Origin of the sequence: Nocardioides nematodiphilus, assembly GCF_020216525.1 — a bacterium.
Taxonomy (GTDB): domain Bacteria; phylum Actinomycetota; class Actinomycetes; order Propionibacteriales; family Nocardioidaceae; genus Nocardioides; species Nocardioides nematodiphilus.
Window position 1 is genome coordinate 268,180 of sequence record NZ_JAIWOY010000004.1, and the last position, 17,599, is coordinate 285,778.

Annotated in this window: 15 protein-coding genes and 1 tRNA gene; 5 read left to right on the forward strand and 11 right to left on the reverse strand. The window is 70.9% G+C overall.

Annotated elements, in window-relative coordinates:
* Position 1: 1 nt before the first annotated feature.
* Both KSO98_RS09390 and KSO98_RS09395 read right to left on the reverse strand, forming a co-directional pair.
* Positions 2-952, reverse strand: a complete 951-nt coding sequence (locus KSO98_RS09390) for an AraC family transcriptional regulator (protein WP_225285136.1) — start codon at positions 950-952, stop codon at positions 2-4.
* A gap of 35 nt (positions 953-987) precedes the next feature.
* Entirely contained in the window at positions 988-1,341 is a 354-nt protein-coding gene (locus KSO98_RS09395; protein ID WP_225285137.1) for a hypothetical protein, read from the reverse strand.
* 108 nt (positions 1,342-1,449) lie between these two features.
* On the opposite strand from KSO98_RS09395, the gene KSO98_RS09400 reads away from it, so the two are divergent.
* Entirely contained in the window at positions 1,450-1,890 is a 441-nt protein-coding gene (locus KSO98_RS09400) for an SRPBCC family protein (protein ID WP_225285138.1), read from the forward strand.
* Positions 1,891-1,990: 100 nt separating this feature from the next.
* On the opposite strand, the gene KSO98_RS09405 is transcribed toward KSO98_RS09400, so the two are convergent.
* From KSO98_RS09405 to KSO98_RS09420, 4 genes are all read right to left on the reverse strand, one after another.
* Positions 1,991-2,072, reverse strand: a tRNA-Gln gene (locus tag KSO98_RS09405).
* 17 nt (positions 2,073-2,089) lie between these two features.
* On the reverse strand, positions 2,090-2,317 hold the full coding sequence (locus KSO98_RS09410; RefSeq protein WP_225285139.1) for a DUF6752 domain-containing protein: 228 nt from the start codon (positions 2,315-2,317) through the stop codon (positions 2,090-2,092).
* Positions 2,314-3,918: a class I SAM-dependent methyltransferase gene (locus KSO98_RS18875; RefSeq protein ID WP_225285140.1), complete on the reverse strand. Its 1,605-nt coding sequence runs from the start codon at positions 3,916-3,918 to the stop codon at positions 2,314-2,316. Before KSO98_RS18875 ends, KSO98_RS09410 begins: the two co-directional genes overlap by 4 nt.
* Positions 3,915-4,346, reverse strand: coding sequence for an FAD synthase family protein (locus tag KSO98_RS09420; protein WP_225285141.1), 432 nt, complete (start codon positions 4,344-4,346; stop codon positions 3,915-3,917). Before KSO98_RS09420 ends, KSO98_RS18875 begins: the two co-directional genes overlap by 4 nt.
* 131 nt (positions 4,347-4,477) lie before the next feature.
* On the opposite strand from KSO98_RS09420, the gene KSO98_RS09425 reads away from it, so the two are divergent.
* Genes KSO98_RS09425 through KSO98_RS09435 form a run of 3 tightly spaced genes read left to right on the forward strand, consistent with a single transcriptional unit; the run spans position 4,478 to position 7,982 of the window.
* Entirely contained in the window at positions 4,478-6,298 is a 1,821-nt protein-coding gene (locus KSO98_RS09425) for a chorismate-binding protein (RefSeq protein ID WP_225285142.1), read from the forward strand.
* Positions 6,299-6,311: 13 nt separating this feature from the next.
* On the forward strand, positions 6,312-7,406 hold the full coding sequence (locus tag KSO98_RS09430) for an ATP-dependent DNA ligase (protein ID WP_225285143.1): 1,095 nt from the start codon (positions 6,312-6,314) through the stop codon (positions 7,404-7,406).
* A gap of 21 nt (positions 7,407-7,427) precedes the next feature.
* Positions 7,428-7,982 (forward strand): hypothetical protein, encoded by a 555-nt coding sequence (locus KSO98_RS09435; protein WP_225285144.1) that lies wholly within the window; start codon positions 7,428-7,430, stop codon positions 7,980-7,982.
* A gap of 260 nt (positions 7,983-8,242) precedes the next feature.
* On the opposite strand, the gene KSO98_RS09440 is transcribed toward KSO98_RS09435, so the two are convergent.
* Complete coding sequence (locus KSO98_RS09440; protein ID WP_225285145.1) at positions 8,243-9,343, reverse strand: DNA polymerase domain-containing protein; 1,101 nt, start codon at positions 9,341-9,343, stop codon at positions 8,243-8,245.
* A 74-nt stretch (positions 9,344-9,417) separates the two neighbouring features.
* Here KSO98_RS09440 and msrB point away from each other — a divergent pair, with 74 nt between their 5' ends.
* Positions 9,418-9,819 (forward strand): peptide-methionine (R)-S-oxide reductase MsrB, encoded by a 402-nt coding sequence (msrB, locus tag KSO98_RS09445; RefSeq protein WP_225285146.1) that lies wholly within the window; start codon positions 9,418-9,420, stop codon positions 9,817-9,819.
* 136 nt (positions 9,820-9,955) lie between these two features.
* Here the strand turns inward: msrB and KSO98_RS09450 are convergent, their stop codons facing one another.
* The 4 genes from KSO98_RS09450 to hemQ all read right to left on the reverse strand — a co-directional run bounded on the left by KSO98_RS09450 (position 9,956) and on the right by hemQ (position 17,577).
* Entirely contained in the window at positions 9,956-12,109 is a 2,154-nt protein-coding gene (locus KSO98_RS09450) for a methyl-accepting chemotaxis protein (protein ID WP_225285148.1), read from the reverse strand.
* 113 nt (positions 12,110-12,222) lie between these two features.
* Positions 12,223-14,412, reverse strand: coding sequence for a methyl-accepting chemotaxis protein (locus tag KSO98_RS09455; protein WP_225285149.1), 2,190 nt, complete (start codon positions 14,410-14,412; stop codon positions 12,223-12,225).
* A 121-nt stretch (positions 14,413-14,533) separates the two neighbouring features.
* Positions 14,534-16,750 (reverse strand): methyl-accepting chemotaxis protein, encoded by a 2,217-nt coding sequence (locus KSO98_RS09460; protein WP_225285150.1) that lies wholly within the window; start codon positions 16,748-16,750, stop codon positions 14,534-14,536.
* A 98-nt stretch (positions 16,751-16,848) separates the two neighbouring features.
* The gene (hemQ, locus tag KSO98_RS09465; protein ID WP_225285151.1) at positions 16,849-17,577 is read right to left on the reverse strand and encodes a hydrogen peroxide-dependent heme synthase; all 729 of its coding nucleotides are present in this window, start codon (positions 17,575-17,577) and stop codon (positions 16,849-16,851) included.
* Positions 17,578-17,599: the final 22 nt, after the last annotated feature.

Genomic DNA, 17,599 nt, shown 5'->3' on the forward strand with positions numbered 1-17,599 from the left:
ATCAGCGGCGCAGCGTCTCGCTCGGCGACTCGCCGTACATCCGCCGATAGTGAGCGCCGAAGCGGCTGAGATCGGCGAAGCCCCAGCGTGCCGCGATCTGGGTGACGGTGAGGCCGCCCGCCGGGTCGGCGGCGCTCAGCTCGGCCCGGACCCGGTCGAGTCGGACCCGTCGCAGATACGTCATCGGGGTGGTGTCCAGGTGCCGGCGGAACGCCGCCTGCAGGGTGCGCACCGACACGTGGGCGGCCCGGGCGATCTCGACGACGCCCAGGTCGAGATCGGGATTGGCCTCGAGGAAGGCGGCCGCTCGGCGCACCGTCGCCTGGGTGGAGCCGATCGGCTCGTCGATCCCGGACGGCGCGGCCTCGGCGGTGAACGCCGCGATCGTGGAGGCGGCGAGCATCCGCCCGGCCGCACCCAGGACCAGCGGGCTGGCGGCGGCGTCGGCGTCGGCGACGAGGTCGGTGACGTAGTCGACGGTGCGGCGCCAGAGACGTGCCTGCTCCGGTCGGAGAGCGCCGCGCTCGAGGCGGCGCAGGACCTCCGGGACGGCGCCCTCACACGCCTGCTCGATCAGGCTCAGGTCCAGGCCGACCGCCTGGGCGCTGCGAGTACGGGTGATCGCGTGGTAGCCCTCATCAGGCTGGGCACACAGGAAGACGTCACCGGCGCCATAGCGGCGGCTCGGACCGCGCTCGCCGGTGAACTCCATCTCGCCGTCCCGCATCCGCAGGATCAGGACGTAGCCGAGCGGGTCCATGTCGTACTCGCTCAGGAAGGAGTACTGCACCTCATCGACCCGGACCTCGCCGAGGTCCTGGCGGCGACGACCGAAGATGAGATCGCCGGACGGCTCGAAGCGCACGCTGCCCGCGCCATAGGCCGCCGCGAGCAGGGCATGAGCGCCCTCCGCATCGGTGGCGGTCTCTTCGGTGTACACGGGATCGTGCATGGGTGTCCCCTCGATGGACTCCGGTGCGACGAACCCTACAGCTCCCCCGGCTCCGCGTTGCGCGGTCGCGGCGGCACGATCACCTCGACCCGCTCGGTGAGCCCCGCGACGCGCAGCGTCTCCTCGGCGGCGCACCCGGCAGCGCAGCGGATCGCGACGCCGTCCTCCAGCAGCTCCTCGATGAGGACGACCGCGGGTCCGGTGAGGTCGGTCAGCCCGCTCAGGTCGACCGTGCGCGCTGTGGCGGTGAGCAGTCGGACGGCGATCTCGGCGCGGGCGGACGGCACGACGTCGAAGTCGAGCTCGCCGGTGAGACTGACTCCACCGGACTCCAGATCCTGCTCGACCGCCAGCTTCGTACGCCTCAGCGCCCGCACCTCCAACTCCATGCCCCACACGTTCTCGGCCTCCGGATAGTGTCGAATGCGGAGACCGGGGCGAACTAGGCGCTGAGCGCAGGCTTCGGCGCGCGATCGGGCGAAAAGCGAAGGAGAGCAATGTCGGGCATCGTCGAGCACAGCGTGGAGATCGCGGCACCGGTCCACGAGGTCTTCGCGTACGTCGACGACTTCACCAAGACCAAGGACTGGATGTACGGCCTGGACCGCATCGAGCCCGTCGGCGAGCAGCTGCGCGGCCTCGGAGCGACCTACGACGGGGTGATGAAGCTCGGCGTCTCGCTGACCTCGCGGATCCGGTGCACCGGCTACGAGCCGGACCGGATGGTGGAGATCTCCTCGATCCGCGGGATCAAGAACACCCAGCGCTGGACCTTCACCGACCTCGGCGACGACCGCACCCGCCTCGACGCGTGGATCAGCTACACCCTGCCCGGTGGCCCGGCCGGCAAGGTGATCGAGAAGGCGGTCAACCCGGTGATCGCGATCGCCGTCAAGCACACCAGCGAGCGACTCGTGCACAACCTCGAGCAACGCTAGGCGGGGCTCCGGTGGGCCAGACCCCGCGACGCGATCGCTCGCGGCGGGTTGGACCCGTTCGGCTCGGGACGCCGCAGGCCGCGTCGTTCTCCGGAGCAGGTGGCTCCCCAGGATGGAGTCGAACCATCGTCGCTAATCCTGATTCAAAGTCAGGCGGGCCCTGCCGGCAGACCAACTGGGGAATGTGAGGCCAAGACTCTCAGATCTGAGAGCGGTACCGCGCAAGGACCTCCTGGACCTTGGCCTCGTCGCGGTCCTGGATCGGGATGAGCAGCTCGGCGACGACGTCGGTCAGCTCCGCGATGCGGCGGTTGAACTGACGCAGCTCCTGGACCTCGTCCTCGAGAGCGCGCAGGCGCGCCCGGACCGTACGGCCGCTGGCCCGCTCGGCCTTCCACTTCTCGACGTTCTCAGCAAGCTTGCTCATGCGCTCTTTCCCTTCGGCGAAGGCCAGGTCGCCCGGATCCGGCACACCGCCGGGTCGGGTCGGTCGAAGAGGTCGACCCCGGGGCCGATCTCGAAGTGCTCGATGACGCCGCCGCGGTCCTTCATCTCGGCCACGACCACGACCGGGTCGACGCGGTGCTCACGGCCGTCCGGATCCAGGGCGATGCCCTCGGCGTCGTCGGCGTCGTCGAGGGTGGCGGAGAACTCCACGAAGAGCGCGTGCTCGCCACCGCGCAACCCCATCGAGCACAGCTGCCAGAACTGCTCCCGGGCGGCGTCGTCGATCGCGTTGAGCAGGCGGCGCGCGTAGATGTGGTGCGGGTCGCGGGCGAGCCGGGCGCCGAACGTCAGGGACTGGCGCAGCTCGCCGAGGATCAGCTGCTCGGTGCGCACCGAGACGTGGTGCCGGTTGATCCGCCGGCCGGCCGCGTGCAGCGCACCGCGGGAGAAGTCGACCGCCCAGACGCGGTGGCCGCGCTTGGCGAAGCGCACCGCGTCGCGGCCGTTGCCGCAGCCGACGTCGACGATCGCGGAGCCGGGCGCCAGCTGGGGCGATACCCACTTGCGGAAGGAGGAGCTGCGTCGTGCCACCTTCGCGCCCCGTGACCCGGACCAGAACTCGGTCCACAGCCCCATCGTCGTGCGGAAGCCGCGCAGCCAGCCGTTGAGGCGGCGCACGCCGGGAGCCGGGTCGTTGTACTTGAAGGACGGGTCGGGCACGCGCCACTGCGGGCCGTACAGGAACGCCAGCATCCGCTCGGGCTGCGCCGGAGCCGGGAAGCGATAGCCGTGCAGCTCGACCTCGGACAGGGGCGTGATGACCTCTCGCGGCAGGTGCCCGTTGCGGTTGCCGAGCTGGTAGAAGGTCCCGCGGACGTAGAACGCCACGAAGATGTCGATGTGGCAGTTGCGCCCGTCGCTCAGGGGCAGCAGCACCTTGATGTCGCCGCCGGACATGCGCAGCAGGATCCAGCCGTTGGCGCGCATGGTCCGCTCGATCTTGTACGACTCGGCGATGAGGTCGGCCGGCGACTCGTGCCGTGAGAGGTAGCAGACGTCGGTGTCGGAGTCGTGCGCGATCATCGCGCCGTCGCGGATCGTGCCGAGCAGGGCGCCGTAGTTGAGGTACGCCTCGACGCCGCACTTCTCCTTCAGGTCGCGCAGCACACGCTGCGTGCCCTCCAGGATCTCGTTGCGGATGCCCTCGTCGGTCGCCGCGAACGAGCGCCCGAGGTGGCCGACCTTGTCGACCGAGAGCGGGTAGCCGTCGCCGTCGACGACCTCGATGTGACCCTCGCCCGATCCGAGCGTGACGTCGGCGTCGAAGTACACGGTCTCGCCGGTGACGTCGGCGACGCTGATGCGGGCCGTGCCGTTCAGGTAGCGCTCGAGGACGTGCGGCCAGGCGACCAGCCAGCCGCCGTCGAGTGCCGCACCATCGCGCTCGGGGGTGATCGACCAGAGGTAGCGGTCGTCGAGGCTCAGCACGAGCGGGCCGGTGCCCTGGGCGGTGACGAGCACGCCGCGGTCGTCGACCGCGACGCCACCGGTCGCCGCCGGTCGCGAGGGACTGGCGGTCACGAGACCTGCTCGTCGCCGATGTTGAGGTGGCGGCGCAGCGCGGTGCTGGAGGTGTGCATCGTGTACGGGAAGTAGACGACCTCGACACCCACCTCGGCCATCTGCTGCTCGAGCCGCTCGCCCTTGGCGGTGCCCTTCCAGTCGTCACCCTTGAAGATCTTGTGGAACCCGACCGCGCGCCAGGCGTCGCGCTTGTCCAGGCTCGTCTCGACGTACGCGTCGTCGACGATCCCGATCGCCTTGACGATCTCCAGGCGCTCGATCAGCGGGACGGTCGGCACGATGCCCTTGCCGGCCTCGCACATCTCGTCGGAGACGACGCCCGCGACCAGCACGTCGCACATGGAGCGCGCCTGACGCAGCGCGTTGAGGTGCCCGACGTGGAAAAGATCGAAGACGCCGGGCACGTATCCGACGACCTTGCTCATGGACGAAAGACTACCCAACCGCCAGCATTACGTTCGCTTCGCGAACGTGGCTCGCTCGCTCGTGTCAAGCGCCCCCGGCTCGTCCCTCGCCGGGGCGCTGAGCACTCGCTCGTTCACCTAGGCTGGTTTTCATGGAACGTTCAAGCCCGGGGCGGCCGGACCGGCCGGGGCACATCGTTCTGGTGGACAACCACGACTCGTACACCTTCAACCTCGCGGCGCTGCTGACGTCGGCCGGCGCCGAGGTGAGCGTCGTGCGCAACGACGACCCGTCGCTGCTGAGCGTCGAGGGCGTCGATGGGATCGTCCTCTCCCCCGGCCCGGGCTCACCGTGGGTGGCCTCCGACGTGGGGTACGGCCCCGCGCTGCTGGCGCGTCTCCCGGACGTGCCGGTGCTCGGTGTCTGCCTCGGCCATCAGCTGCTCGCGACGCTGCACGGCGGCGAGGTGGCCCGCGTCGAGCCGGCGCACGGCAAGATCGCCTCGATCCGGTACGAGGAGCCTGCCGGCAGCACCAGTCTCCTGGCCGGACTGCCTCAGGGCTTCGCCGCGACGCGCTACCACTCGCTCGCGGTGACCTCGGCGCCCGGCTGCGGCTTCGACGAGACGGCCTGGGCCGAGGACGGCACCGTGATGGCGCTGGCCGTGCGCGACCGGCCCCGGTGGGGCGTGCAGTTCCACCCTGAGTCGGTCGAGACCGAGCTGGGGTCGCGGATCATCGCGGCGTTCGTCGAGGTGGTGCACGGCACCGCCGTGCTGCGCCGCAGCATCCCGGGGAGCTTCGATCCGGGCGTGCTCTTCGAGGCGCTGCACGCCGCCGACCCGTACGCGTTCTGGCTGGACGGCCCGACGACCTACCTGGGCGCGGGCGTACCGACCGACACGGCGTCGCTGAGTGGACCGCGGCTGCGTGACCCGCTGCCGGGCGGGTTGGTGGGCTGCCTCGAGTACGAGGGCGCCGAGCGCTGGCTGTTCGTCGAGCGGGTGATCGCCCTGACCCCGGCGGGAGCCGAGCTGCGGGCGCTGCCCGGCGAGGGCGCCGAGGAGTGGCTGCAGGCGAGCGCCGCGACGCTCGAGCTGCTGCGCGGCGTCACCGCCGACGTCGAGGTGACGCCGGTCGAGCCGGCGGTGCCCCGGGCCGCGCGCACCCGCGAGGCCTACCTGGGCGACATCGCGGCCTGCAAGGAGCTGCTCGCCGGCGGCGAGAGCTACGAGCTCTGTCTCACCAACCGCCTCCATCTGCCGCCCATCGAGGACCCGCTGGCCCTACACGGCCAGCTGCGCGCCCGGACGCCGACAGCGCGCAGCGCCTTCCTGCGCCTCGACGGGACCGCGATCTGCTCGGCGACGCCCGAGACGTTCCTGACCGTGAGTCCCGGCGGCACGGTCACCGCGCGCCCGATCAAGGGCACCGCCGCTCGGCACGCCGACCCGGCTCGCGACGCGCAGGCGGCCGCGGCGCTGGTCACCGACCCGAAGACCCGCGCCGAGAACCTGATGATCGTCGACCTGCTGCGCAACGATCTCAACCAGGTCTGCGAGCCCGGCTCGGTGGCCGTGCCCGGCTACCTCGAGGTGGAGTCGTACGCGACCGTCCACCAGCTCGTCTCGACGGTCACCGGGCGGCTGCGGCCGGACGCGACGCCGCTCGACGCGGTCCGCGCGGCGTTCCCTCCGGGCTCGATGACCGGTGCCCCGAAGGAGCGCACGGTCGCGCTGCTCGCCGAGCTCGAGCCCGAGCCGCGCGGGATCTACTCCGGCGCTCTGGGCGTCGTCGGCGCAGACGGCTCGGTCGACCTGTCGGTGGTCATCCGCACCGCGGTGTGCACCCCCGAAGGGGTCACCATCGGCACCGGCGGCGCGATCGTGTGGGACTCGGTGCCTGCGGACGAGTACGACGAGACGATGCTCAAGGCGCGCGCGCTGCTGGAGGCGTACGCCGCGACGCTCTGACACCATCGGAGGCATGGACCTACCCGTGATGCCTCCGGTGCTGCCGATGCTCGCCAAGTCGGTGGCGAAGGTGCCCGACGCCAGCGGCTACTCCTTCGAGCCGAAGTGGGACGGCTTCCGCTGCCTGGTCTTCAAGGACGGCGACGAGGTGGAGCTGGCCTCTCGCAACACCAAGCCGCTGACCCGCTACTTCCCCGAGGTGGTCGAGGCGATGCGGGCCCAGCTACCCGAGCGCTGCGTGCTCGACGGCGAGCTCTTCGTCGCCAGCGGCAGCCGGCTGGAGTTCGAGGTGCTCCAGGAGCGGATCCACCCCGCTGCCTCGCGGATCACCAAGCTCTCGGAGGAGACGCCCGCCTCGTACGTCGCCTTCGACCTGCTCGCCCTCGGCGACGTGTCGCTGCTGGAGCGGCCGTTCGGCGAGCGGCGCGCGGCGCTCGAGACCGCGCTCGCCGGCCTGGGCGAGGAGGGCCCCTGCCACCTCACCCGCACCACCACCGACCCGGCCGAGGCGACGGCGTGGTTCACCCGGTTCGAAGGCGCCGGACTCGACGGCGTGATGGCCAAGCCGCTCGACGCCCCGTACGCGCCCAACCAGCGGACGATGCTCAAGATCAAGCACGCCCGGACGGCCGACGTGGTGCTCGCCGGCTACCGGCTGCACAAGACCTCCACGCCGGAGGCGCCGCTGCTCGGCAGCCTGCTGCTCGGCCTCTACGACGCCCCGCCGGATCAGGGTGGCGAGCTCCAGCACATCGGTGTGGCCGCCTCCTTCACCGCCAAGCGCCGCGCCGAGCTGATCGAGGAGCTCGCGCCGCTCGAGGTCGCCATCGAGGACCACCCGTGGGGGCGTTGGCAGGAGTTCCTCACCGCCAATCCCGATCGCGTGCCCGGCACCCAGTCGCGCTGGTCGTCGGGCAAGGACCTGAGCTTCGTCCCGCTGCGCCCCGAGCGGGTGCTGGAGGTCGGCTACGACCACATGGAGGGCCGTCGCTTCCGGCACACCGCCCAGTTCAAGCGGTGGCGGCCCGACCGCGATCCGGAGTCCTGCGGGTACGAGCAGCTGGAGGAGCCGGTCTCGTACGACCTCCAGCAGGTACTCGGCGGCTGATTCCTGGGTAGTGTCAGGGCCATGGCTGACTCTGAGAGCACCAAGGCGACCTACGACGTCGTCCTCCTCGTCGAGCAGGCGCTGAGCGCCGCCGACGCCGCGCGGGTCCACTCCCTGCATGAGGGCATCGAGGACCCGGTGGTCTACCACGTGCTGCTGCCCGTGGAGGACGCCGCGGCCCGGATCGAGGCGGCGATGGGCTCGATGCCCAGCAGCGAGCTGCTGGGCGCGCCGGCCCTCCTGGCCGAGAACGTCGACCTGGCCGAGGTGGAGAAGGACGCCCGCGACCGGGCCCAGGCCGAGCTCGCGACGACGCTCGCGGCGCTGACCAAGGACGGCGCCACGGCCGTCGGCGGTCTGGTCGAGGAGCCGATCGAGTCGCTCGTCGCCACCGTCAAGAAGATCGACGGCCGCGAGGTCATCATCTTGACCCGGCCGCACGTGGTCGCGGAGTTCTTCCACGTCGACTGGACCGCCCAGGCGCGCCGCAAGCTCGGCGTGCCGGTGCTGCACCTGCTCGAGCACGAGACCTTCGAGGAGCAGGCCGGCGAGGGCGAGGGCATCAACGGTTTCTGAGCCGGTCCGCCATCCCCGCTTCCCGCGGAAATGTATACGTTCTGTTACCGAAGCAGGCGGGGATGTCACCGCATCGAGGCTTGCGCAACCGTAGTGTTTGACCCGCACTCAGTCCTAGGGATATGAGCGCGCCAGAGGCGTCGAAGCACCGTCGGACGTGTCCGAGCAGTAGGTCGGGGGACTCACTGCTTCGTGTTTCGTAAGCGGCCCGCTGCGTGATCGGGGGATCACGGCGGCGGGCCCTGCCTCATTTCCCGGGCCTATTCGGCGATCCTGTTCCCCGCGTCGTCCCAGTGCTCGGCGACCTTCTTCGAGGGCTGCACCCGCGGCGGCTCGCCCGGCATCTTCGGGTAGTCCGGCGGGTAGTTGAGCTCGCCCCCGGGCAGTGTCTCCCACAGCTCGAGCAGCGGCTCCAGGCCGTAGGCCTGCTCATCCATCGACGCCCAAGCGTCGCCCTCGGAGGCGAGGAAGTCGCCGACCGTGACCACGTTGAGGTCGCGCGGATCGCGCACCTCCGCGATTCGCGCCCAGGTCATCGGCGTGCTCACCGGCGCGCCCGGCTTCGCGCGCACCGACCAGGCCGACGCGATGGTCCGATCCCGGTTGTTCTGGTTGAAGTCGATGAAGATCGAGCCGTCCGGCCGCTCCTCCTTCCACCAGTTGGTGGTGACTCCCCCGTCGCGACGCTCGAGCTCGCGACCGAAGCCGATCGCGGCGTGGCGCAGGTCCTCGAAGGACCACTCCGGACGGATCCGGACGTGGATGTGGATGCCGCGGTTGCCGCTGGTCTTCGCGAACCCGCGCATCCCGAGCTCCTCGAGGAGCTCGCGGGCGATCTCGGCGACCCGCTGCGCATCGGCGAAGACCGCGCCCGGCTGCGGGTCGAGGTCGATCCGCAGCTCGTCGGGGCGGTCGACCAGCGGCCTGCGCACCGGCCATGGATGGAAGGTGAGCGCCCCCATCTGGGCGGCCCAGACCAGGGCGGCGGGCTCGGTGGGGCACAGCTCGTCGGCCGTACGTCCGCTGGGGAAGGTGATCTCGACGGTCTCGACGTAGTCGGGGGCGCCCTTGGGCAGCCGCTTCTGGCAGAAGCCGTCGGCGTCCTTGTCGAAGGGTCCGAGCGCCAGCCGCATCCCCTCGCGCCAGCCGTCCGGCCAGCGCTCCATCGCGGTCGGGCGCTCCCCGATGGCGCGCATCAGCGGCTCGCCGGCACCGGCGAAGTAGCGGCAGATCTCGAGCTTGGTCAGCGCCGGGGTGCGCTCGGTCGCCTCGAAGACCACCCGGTCGGGGCTGGAGACCCGGACCTCGCGCTCCCCCGCCGGACCCGTCACAGGCACCATCACCGCCGCAGCCTTGGCCATGGCGTCAACCTACGCGACGAAGCGAGCGGTCGCCGGTAGCGAACTGCCCTTCGCCGGCCGCCTAGAATCATGACGTGGCCTACAACGTGGAGAAGTCCGACGCCGAGTGGCGTGAGCAGCTGTCGCCCGAGGAGTACCACGTGCTGCGCGAGGCGGGCACGGAGCAGGCGTTCCGCGGCGAGTACACCGACACCGAGACGGTCGGCGTCTACCGATGCCGCGCGTGCCAGGCGAAGCTCTTCGAATCTGACACGAAGTTCCACTCCGGCTGTGGCTGGCCGTCGTTCTACCAGCCGGTGGTGGACACGGTGGAGTACATCGAGGACACCTCGTACGGGATGAAGCGGGTCGAGGTGCGCTGCGCCAACTGTGGCTCGCACCTCGGGCACGTCTTCCCCGACGGGTACGGCACCCCGACCGGCGACCGCTACTGCATCAACAGCCTGAGCATCACCCTGGAGCCGGCGGCCGAGTAGGCGCCCGACGTGGGGACTGAGCCGCCCCACACGCGGCTCAGCCCCACCTCAGGTCTTGGCGATCCAGGCTAGACAGTCGGTGGGATCGCACCGCCAACTTGTCGAGCACAGGACGACCCTGCAAATAACGTGCCGCTCAGTAGCGGAAGGCGCCGACGAGGCCGTCCAGCGCCGTGGCCATCCCGGCGAGTTCGCCCGCGGCCGCCGAGGTGCCCTGCGCACCCGACTGGGCCTGCGTGGTCGCGCTCGCCACCCGGGTGATGTCCTCGGCGATGCCCGTGGCGCCGGAGGCGGCCTCGTTGACCGACCGGGCGATCTCGTTGGTCGTCGCGGTCTGCTCCTCGACCGCCGAGGCGATCGTGCCCGTGATGTCGTTGATCTGCCCGATCACCGAGGTGATCCGGGTGATCGCCTCCACGGCACTGACGGTGTCGCCCTGGATCGCCTCGATCCGCTCACCGATCTCCTGGGTCGCCTTGGCCGTCTCGGAGGCGAGCTCCTTGACCTCGTTGGCGACGACCGCGAAGCCCTTGCCCATCTCCCCGGCCCGGGCCGCCTCGATGGTGGCGTTGAGGGCCAGCAGGTTGGTCTGCTGAGCGATCGAGGTGATCACCTTGATGACCTCGCCGATCTCCGCGCTGGACACGCCGAGGGAGTCGACCGTGGTGCGCGCGTCGTTGGCGACCACGACCGCCTCGGCAGCGACCGTCGAGGCGTCGGTGGCGTTGCGCGCGATCTCCATGATGGAGGCCGACATCTGCTCGGCGGCGGTCGCCACCGTGCTCACGTTCGCGGACACCTGCTCGGCAGCCGCCGAGACGTTCCCGGCCAGATCCGAGGCGTGCGCCGTGCCACGCGACATGTCGGAGCTGACCGCGGTCAGCTCCTCGGCTGCGGCCGCCATCGACGTCGAGGTCTGCCCGATCTGCGTCATGTTGGCGCGCAGCGCGGTGGTCAGCTGCCGCAGTGAGTCGGCCATCCGGCCCAGGGCGTCCTCGCCCTCGATGCCGAGCTCTCGCGTCAGGTCGCCCTCGGCGACGTGCTGCACGTACTCCAGGACGATCGCGACGCGAGCCGCGGTCTCCTCGGCCACCCGAGCAGCCTCGGCGGCGCGAGCGCGCTCCTCATCTGCGGCGGCCTGCTCCCGGGCACGCTCGGCGTCGGCGAGCTGCTGCTCGCGCTGGCGCTCGGCCTCGGCCGCCACCTGCTCGGCCTCCAGACGCTCCCGCTCGATCTGGGCCTCGCGGGCCACCCGCTCCGCCTCCGCGGCGGCCTTCTCCTCGGCCGCGCGCGCCTCCAGCTCGGCGCGCTCGATCGCCACGCGCTGCTGCTCGGCGGCGGCCGCCTCGCGCTCGGCGAGCGCGGCGGCCTGGGCCTCGTCGGCCGCGTCGAGCGAGACGACGACCTCGTCGATGGAGTCCGCGATCGAGCCGATCTCGTCCTGGTTGGCGTGGCCGACACGCTGGGTGCGATCGCCCGATGCGATGGCCCGCAGCACCTCGACGACCCGTCGCAGCGGGCGCGAGATCGAACGGATGATCAGCAGCGCGACACCGACGAAGAGGATCGAGCCGAGGACCGCGACGACGATGAGGCTCAGCCGGAGGGAGGTGAGCGAGTCGTCGATGGCGGCGGCGCTCTCAGCGGAGGCCTGGCCGGCCAGCTTCGTCATCTTGGTGAAGCCGTCGTCGACCTGGGTGTACATGTCGTTGCCCTGGATCATGGCGATCCGGGCCGCGGTCTTCATCTGACCCTGCTGCATCGCGGTGATGGCCTTCACCTCGATGTCGGTGTGGTAGCTGTCCACCAGCTTCTCCAGCGCCTTGAGCCCGGCGATGGCGGCGCGTCCGGTGGCACTGTCATCGTCACCGATGGCGTCGATGGCTGCCCCGAGGTGCCACCGGGCGGAGTCGGAGTCGCCCGCGAGGTCGTTGATCATCTCGTCGACGGTCCCGGGTGCCTCCGACTCGATCGGCGACACGCTGAGGGCGGACTGGACGTCGTCGTCGCTCGCGACCCATGCCGTGTAGGCCGCGTTCATCGCGGCGATCGCACGCGCCGTGGAGGTGTTGGCCTGATTCGCGTTGATCGTGGGACCGACCCGCATCACGCCGATCGCGGTCATGACCACGAAGACCACGATCGCGAGGGCCGCCATCGCAATGAGCTTCTGACGGATGCTCACCCGGCGTAGCAGCCCGGACCGCCTCTCCTGCTCAGGGATCACCTCGGCCGAGGCGTCGTCGTGGAGGTCGAGCTCGGTGTCGCGCGGCGGCGCCACGATGGTCATGGATCTGTCCTTACGTCGAGTTACCCCGTACGTATCGGCCAGCGGGGCCGGAACGTGACACGCGCATCGTCACGATGCGAACGAATTGGTCACGTTCCGGCCCCATCACGCCATCAGTACCGGAACGCTCCGACCAGCCGGTCAAGGGTGACCGCCATTCCGGAGAGCTCCGAGGCCGCTGCCGAGGTGCCCTGAGCGCCGGACTGCGCCTGGGTGGTCGCACTCGCCACCTGAGTGATGTCGCTGGCGATGCCGTGCGCGCCGTTCGCCGCCTCGGTCACCGAGCGCGCGATCGCGTTGGTGGTCGCGGTCTGCTCCTCGACCGCCGAGGCGATCGTGCCCGTGATGTCGTTGATCTGTCCGATCACCGCGGTGATGCGGGTGATCGCCTCGACCGCGCTGGTGGTGTCGCCCTGGATCGCCTCGATCCGCTCGCCGATCTCCTGGGTCGCCTTGGCGGTCTCGGAGGCGAGCTCCTTGACCTCGTTGGCGACCACGGCGAAGCCCTTGCCGGCATCGCCTGCCCGAGCGGCCTCGATGGTGGCGTTGAGCGCCAGCAGGTTGGTCTGCTCCGCGATGCTGGTGATCACCTTGATGACCTGACCGATCTGGGCGCTGGACACGCCCAGCGAGTCGACCGTCGTACGGGCGTCGTTCGCCACGACGACCGCCTCAGCGGCGACCGAGGAGGCATCGGTGGCGTTGCGGGCGATCTCGCGGATGGAGGACGACATCTCCTCAGCAGCGGTCGCGACCGACGCGACGTTGGCGCTGACCTGCTCGGCAGCCGCCGACACGTTCCCGGCCAGATCCGAGGCGTGACCGGTGCCGCGCGACATGTCGGAGCTGACCGTCGTCAGCTCCTCGGCCGCCGCGGCCATCGACGTCGAGGTCTGGCCGATCTCCGAGATGGAGTCGCGCAGAGCAGTGGCGAGCTGTCGCAGTGCGTCGGCGACCTGGCCGAGGGCGTCCTGGCCATCGACGTCGAGGTGGCTGGTCAGGTCACCGGCGGCGAGGGCTCGGGCGTAGGTCAGCATGACGCCGACGCGGCGAGCGTCGTCAGCCGCCTGGGCCGCGACGGCGGCAGCGCGAGCGCGCTCCTCGTCTGCGGCGGCCTGCTCCCGGGCACGCTCGGCGTCGGCGAGCTGCTGCTCGCGCTGGCGCTCGGCCTCGGCCGCCACCTGCTCGGCCTCCAGACGCTCCCGCTCGATCTGGGCCTCGCGGGCCACCCGCTCCGCCTCCGCGGCGGCCTTCTCCTCGGCCGCGCGCGCCTCCAGCTCGGCGCGCTCGATCGCCACGCGCTGCTGCTCGGCGGCGGCCGCCTCGCGCTCGGCGAGCGCGGCGGCCTGGGCCTCGTCGGCCGCGTCGAGCGAGACGACGACCTCGTCGATGGAGTCCGCGATCGAGCCGATCTCGTCCTGGTTGGCGTGGTCGACACGCTGGGTGCGATCGCCCGATGCGATGGCACGCAGCACCTCGACGACCTTGCGCAGCGGACGCGAGATCGAGCGGATGATGAACCAGGCGACGACGATGAAGAGCATCGCGCCGACGATCGCGACGATCGCCAGGGTGCTGCGCAGCGAGGTGAGCGAGCCGTCGATCGAGGAGGTGTTCTCGTGCGTGACCTGGGTGGCGAGCTTGATCAGCTTGGTGAACGCGGCGTCGATCTTCAGATAGGGGTCGTACGCCTGGATGATGGCGATCCGGGACGCTGCGGTGTCGTCGCCCGCCTTCAACGCCTCGATCGCCTTGAGCTGGATGGTGCTGTGGTACGCGGTCACCTGCTCGAGCAGGTCGTTGAGCGCCGCGGTGGCACCCGCCGAAGCGGCCCCACCCTGCGGAACGCCGTCGAGCGCGCTCTTCAGGTGCTTGATGGCAGCCTGGTAGTTGTCCTCGACGTAGCCGATGCTGGTCTCGGTGATGCCCGGCGACTCCTTCTCGATGGCGGGCGAGTTGAGCGCGGACTCCATCATGTCGTCGCTCGAGACCCACGCCTGGTACGCGGCGTTGGTCTGCGCGATCGACCCCGCGGTCTGGCCGTTGAGCTGGTTCGCGGACAGCGACGGACCGACCCGCAGCATCCCGATCGTGCTCATCACGGCGAAGACGACGATCGCGATCGCCGCCATGGCGATCAGCTTCTGCCGGATGCTCACCCGACGAAGCAGGCCCCGGAGGCCGCCCGGCCGCTCGGGCGCGGCCGGTCCGGTCACGGGCCTGCGGTCGGGGTGGTCGGATGGGCGCGGAGCGGAACGGTCTGCGCCGCGCTCGAAGGCCAGGACGGCCATGGGGTCCTCCAAGTACGGATCGTATGGATGAGTCCCATCGGCCGCTCGGCCGCCCGCCATAGCGCAACGTCAAGACGAGCGTCCGGACGACCACCAGAAGTGGCTGTCGGACGCCCGTCTGACGACGATCGGCTCAGTAGCGGAACGCTCCGACCAGCCGGTCGAGGGTGCTCGACATCCCGGCCAGCTCCGAGGCGGCCGCAGAGGTGCCCTGGGCTCCCGACTGTGCCTGGGTGGTCGCGTTCGCCACCTCGGTGATGTCGGAGGCGATGCCGTTGGCGCCCGACGCCGCCTCGCTGACGGAGCGGGCGATCTCGTTGGTGCTGGCGGTCTGCTGCTCGACAGCGCTGGCGATAGTGCCGGTGATGTCATTGATCTGACCGATCACATCCGCGATCCGGGTGATGGCCTCGACCGCGGAGGTGGTGTCGCCCTGGATCGTGTCGATCCGCTGTCCGATCTCCTCGGTGGCCCTGGCGGTCTGAGCGGCGAGCTCCTTGACCTCGTTGGCGACGACCGCGAAGCCCTTGCCGGCGTCGCCGGCCCGAGCTGCCTCGATGGTGGCGTTGAGCGCCAGCAGGTTGGTCTGCTGGGCGATGGCGGTGATCACCTTGATGACCTGGCCGATCTCGGCCGACGAGACGCCGAGCGAGTCGACGGTCGTACGGGCGTCGTTGGCCACCTCGACCGCCTGACCGGCGACCGTGGAGGCATCGGCGGCGTTGCGCGCGATCTCACGGATGGACGTCGACATCTGCTCCGCGGCCGAGGCGACGGCCCCGACGTTCGCGCTGACCTGCTCCGCGGAAGCGGAGACGCTGCCGGCCAGGTCCGAGGCGTGACCCGTGCCGCGGGTCATGTCGGCCGACACCGCGGTGAGCTCCTCGGCGGCCGTGGCCATCGAGGCGGACGTCTCGCCGATCTGGGCCATGCTGCCGCGCAGCGCGTCGGTGAGCTGGCGCAGGGCCTCGGCCATCTGGCCGACGGCGTCCGCGCCGCTCACCTCGAGGGTCGCGGTCAGGTCGCCCTCGGCGACCTTCTTCACGTACTCGAGCACGATCGCGACACGGGCCGCGGTCTCCTCGGCCAGCCGGGCCGTCTCGGCGGCGCGGGCCGCCTCGGCCTCGGCGGCGGCCCGGTCCCGGGTGCGCTCGGCGTCGGCCAGCTCCTGCTCGCGCGCCCTCTCCGCGGCGGCCGCGGCCTGCTCGGCCTCGAGCCGCTCGCGCTCGCGCTGTGCCTCGGCCTCGCGCTGCGCGGCCTCGGCCTCGGCCTGCTGCTGCGCGGCGCGCGCCTCGGCGGCGGCCCGCTCCTCGGCCGCCCGACGCTCGGCCTGGCGGCGCTGCTCGCGCTCCGCCGAGGCCGCGGCGGACGCGGCGTCGGCCTCGTCGAGCGAGACGACGACCTCGACGATCGAGTCGGCGATCGAGCCGATCTCGTCCTTGCGGCCGTACTCGATGCGCTGGGTGCGATCGCCGGCGGCGATCGCCTGGAGCACCGCGACCACGCGGCTCAGCGGGCGCGTGATCCGACCGATGACCAGCCAGGCGACCACGAGGAAGATCAGGGCGCCGAGCACGGCGATGATCACCATCAGGTTGCCGAGGCTGCCGGCCGCCTTCTCGACCTGGCCGGTGCGGTGCCCGGCGTCAGCGGTGGCCTGGGCGACCAGACCGCTGAGCTGGCCGTTGACGTCCTTGGTCAGGTCGACCGCGGGGCTGGTGTCGTCGAGGATCTTGGCCAGGGCGTCGTCGGTGCGGCCGGCGTCGAGGTCGGCCTGCACCTGCGGGAGCAGGTCGTGGAACTGCGCGATCTTGCTGGCGACGTCGTGGATCGCCTGCTGCGTCTGCGGGGTCGCCTCCTTGGCGGCCGCGGTGAGCGCTGCGGTCGCCGCGGTGAAGTCCGCGTCGAAGGCATCGACGCGCATCTGGGCGTAGGTGCCCACGCCGTTGACGTTCCACTGCGTCGCGTTGACGTAGGCCTGCAGGTCGCTGCGCATGAGGGCGAAGTGGTCGTACGCCTCGCTGACGTGCGCCGCGACCTTCTGCATCGTCTGCGTGGTGCGGGCGTCGCTCTTGACCGGCGCGAGCCGCAGCACGCTGATCGTCGACATCAGCGCGAAGACGATGATGCCGATCGCGGTGAGGCCCCACAGGCGCTGCTTGATCGAGGTCTTGCGGAGCAGGTCGAACCCGGCCTTCTGCGCGGCCTCCTCAGGCTCTGCGTCCTCGGGCCCTGCGACCTCGGGTCCTGCGACTTCGGGTCCTACGAGCTCCGGGTCGACGTCATCGAGCCCACTCGACTCGAGCGGTACGTCCGGAAGCGCTGCGCGCTCGTCGGCGACGATGGCCATGGTTCCCTCCACAAGGTCGAGCAGGGCCCACCCTCCCTGGCCGGCCCGTCACACAAGCGAGAACCATGCCGTAACGGACGTCACACGTAAAGGACGCGCTACGGGAGCTGGCGGAGCAGATCCGCGACGTCGACGCGGCGCCCGGTGTAGAACGGCACCTCCTCGCGCACGTGGCGGCGGGTCTCCGAGCCGCGCAGGTGGCGCATCAGGTCGACGATCCGCGACAGGTCGTCGGCCTCGAAGGCGAGCATCCACTCGTAGTCGCCGAGCGCGAAGGACGGCACCGTGTTGGCGCGCACGTCGGGGTAGTCGCGGGCCATCGCACCGTGCTCGGCAAGCAGCCGGCGACGCTCGGCGTCCTCGAGGAGGTACCACTCGTAGGAGCGGATGAAGGGGTAGACCGCGACGTAGTCGTGGGTGCGCTCGTCGGCGAGGAAGGCCGGCAGGTGCGAGCGGTTGAACTCAGCGGGGCGGTGCAGCGCCATCTGCGACCAGACGGGGGTGAGGCGCTGGCCGAAGGCCGTGCGGCGGATCCGGTGATAGGCGCTCTGCAGCTGGTCGGACGACGCCGCGTGCAGCCAGAACATGACGTCGGCGTCGGCGCGCAGCCCGGCGACGTCGTAGAGGCCGCGCAGGACCACGTCCTCCTCCGCGAGCGCGGTGAGGAGCGCCTCGAGCTCGGCGATCTCCTCGGCGCGCTGGGCGTCGTCGTCATCCTCGAAGAGGTCGTCGAGGGCGAAGACCGACCACATCGTGTACCGGATCGTGTCGTTGAGCTCGTTGATCTTCGCGGCGTTGGTCTTGATGTGGGCCTGCGGGTCGGTCATGGGGCCATTGTGTCAGCGGGTT